Source organism: Cupriavidus sp. BIS7, from assembly GCF_000292345.1.
GTDB lineage: Bacteria > Pseudomonadota > Gammaproteobacteria > Burkholderiales > Burkholderiaceae > Cupriavidus.
In genome coordinates, this window is record NZ_ALOU01000135.1 from 1 (window position 1) to 2,003 (window position 2,003).

A 2,003-nucleotide genomic window follows, 5' to 3' on the forward strand; every position below is an offset into this window, starting at 1 on the left:
GAGCTTCAGTGCGGCATCGACGGCGGCCTGGCCATCGGCCTCGGACGCCACATCGCATTTGACGAACTGGCCGCCCAGTTCCGCGGCCAGCGCCGTGCCGGCAGCCTCGTTCAGATCGGCGATCACGACCTTGCCGCCCGCGGCCGCCAGCATGCGCGCCGTACCTGCACCCAGTCCCGATGCGCCGCCGGTGACGATGAATACGTTGCCCTGAATGTCCATGCGTCTGTCTCCTCGTTGTGAATGCCGTTTACGTTAACGTAAATCAGCGCCTATTCTACGAACCATACGAACCGATCGGCAAATAAAAAAGCGGCCCGGTTGCCCAGAGCCGCTTTCCTGTTGAAGCACAGCGTGCCTCGTGACTTACTTCAGTGCTTCGAACACGCTCGCCGTGATCTTGTCGACATCGCCAAGACCGGCAATCTTGCGGTACTTGGGCGCCGCAACCGTGGCCGATGCATCACCGTTGGCGGCCCAGTTCGAGTAGTAGTCGACCAGCGGACGGGTTTGCTGCGAGTACACGTCCAGACGCTTGCGCACCGTGTCTTCCTTGTCGTCGTCGCGCTGGATCAGCGGCTCGCCGGTTTCGTCGTCGACCATGTCGACCTTCGGCGGGTTGTACTTGACGTGGTAAGTGCGGCCCGACGCCACATGCACGCGGCGGCCGCTCATGCGCTCGATGATCGCGTCGAACGGCACGTCGATTTCCAGCACGTAGTCGATCGCCACGCCGGCTTCCTTCATGGCTTCCGCCTGCGGGATCGTGCGCGGGAATCCGTCGAACAGATAGCCGTTCTGGCAATCGCCTTGCTTAAGACGGTCCTTCACCAGGCCGATAATGATGTCATCCGACACCAGTCCGCCCGCGTCCATCACCTTCTTGGCTTCGATGCCCAGCGGCGTACCGGCCTTCACCGCGGCGCGCAGCATGTCGCCGGTGGAGATTTGCGGAATGCCGAACTTCTCGCAGATGAACTTGGCTTGCGTGCCTTTGCCGGCGCCAGGCGCGCCCAACAGGATCAAACGCATTTACGGGTCCTCAAGGTATTTGAATTCGGTCTGGCGGGAGGTATGGAAGGAGGGTAACGCCGCAACTTGACGCAAGACTTACGCGGCGATGCCTGACTGTGCCGGTCTAGGCATGTGCCGGAGTCAGGTCATGCTCGACGCGCCGGGTGCGCTGCATTTGCCAGGACAGGCAACGGCGCACAACCGGTCGGGCTCGATCTCTATCTCCCCACCGAGTCTTTGCAAGGCGCGTCTGGCGCGCCTTACTGGCTCTGTTTCGGCAAGCATTATGCCATGGGCCGCGCGGATTCGGCCCCCGCCGAGGTTGCAGCAGTGTGAACTTCAGCGGGCGACTGCTGTCACGGGCCTTCCTGTGCCATGTTCTGTGCCCAGAGCGCGCGGACGCGTTCCAGATCGGCCGGTGTGTCCACGCCCGGAGCAGGTGCGGCCGCTGTCACCATGACCCCGATCCGCTCGCCGTGCCACATGGCGCGAAGCTGTTCGAGCGCTTCGGTCTGCTCGATCGGCGCGACTGCCAGCGCCGGGAAGCGGCGCAGGAAGCCTGCACGATAGGCGTAGATGCCGATATGGCGCAGCACCGGCATGGCCGGCAGCGGCACCTGCGCCGTGGCGGCAGGCTGCGCCGGCACGGCTGACCAGCTATCGCGCGCCCACGGAATCGGCGCGCGCGAAAAATAGAGCGCGCGGCCCGCGTTGTCGCAGACCACTTTCACGACGTTCGGATTGAACACCTCGGCCACGTCGTCGAGCGCATGGGCGGCCGTGGCAATCGCGCAATCAGGATGAGCGGCCAGGTACAGCGCCACCTCATCGATCAGCGTGGGGTCGATCAGCGGTTCGTCGCCCTGCACGTTGACGACGATCGCGTCGTCGGCCAGCCCAAGCTTCGCCGCCACTTCGGAAAGACGGTCGGTGCCTGACGGATGATCGGCGCGCGTGAGCACGGCCTCGACATTGCGCGCCGCGCAGGC

3 protein-coding genes are annotated in these 2,003 nt (G+C 64.3%); all 3 read right to left on the reverse strand.

Going from position 1 to position 2,003, the window contains the following annotated elements; all coding sequences use genetic code 11:
* The coding region (locus B552_RS28035) for an SDR family NAD(P)-dependent oxidoreductase (RefSeq protein ID WP_035880504.1) at positions 1-222 on the reverse strand (222 nt) is incomplete at its 3' end.
* Positions 223-366: 144 nt separating this feature from the next.
* On the reverse strand, positions 367-1,032 hold the full coding sequence (gene adk, locus B552_RS0126940) for an adenylate kinase (RefSeq protein WP_019452166.1): 666 nt from the start codon (positions 1,030-1,032) through the stop codon (positions 367-369).
* Between the two features lie 338 nt (positions 1,033-1,370).
* Positions 1,371-2,003 (reverse strand): 3-deoxy-manno-octulosonate cytidylyltransferase (gene kdsB / locus B552_RS28040; RefSeq protein WP_019452167.1); only part of this gene is annotated, 633 nt, incomplete at its 5' end.